Source organism: Pseudomonas sp. B6002 (assembly GCF_013385985.1).
GTDB lineage: Bacteria > Pseudomonadota > Gammaproteobacteria > Pseudomonadales > Pseudomonadaceae > Aquipseudomonas.
The window spans coordinates 67,601-67,895 of the sequence record NZ_JACAOY010000015.1 but is presented as its reverse complement, the minus strand read 5'-3'; the positions used below and the strand labels follow the sequence as shown (position 1 = coordinate 67,895).

The window sequence follows — 295 nt, the reverse complement described above, 5'->3', positions numbered from 1 at the left end:
TGACGGGGCGCCTCAGATCAAAGTCAAAAGCAAACGCGGCGGCCTGGTAGCCGACCGGTAGCGTTTGTTGATCGCATTCCCCTGTAGGAGCCGGCTTGCCGGCGATGCAGACACCTCGGTGAATCAGGTACACCGTGTTGATGCCATCGCAGGCAAGCCAGTTCCCACAATGAGGGCTCCGCGTTCTGCCTGGTTTTTTTGCGTCGTCGTTGAGGACCATCGCCGGCAAGCCGGCTCCTACAGTGGTTTGCGTTTGCCGTTGCCTTTGCTCTGCACCACTCAAGCCGGCTGTCAG

General features: G+C 59.7%; 1 pseudogene. It reads right to left on the bottom strand.

Features of this window, described 5'->3' with window-relative positions:
• Positions 1-229 (bottom strand): annotated as a pseudogene (locus tag HX792_RS30225) (hypothetical protein); the annotation flags it as partial.
• Between the last annotated feature and the right edge of the window lie 66 nt (positions 230-295).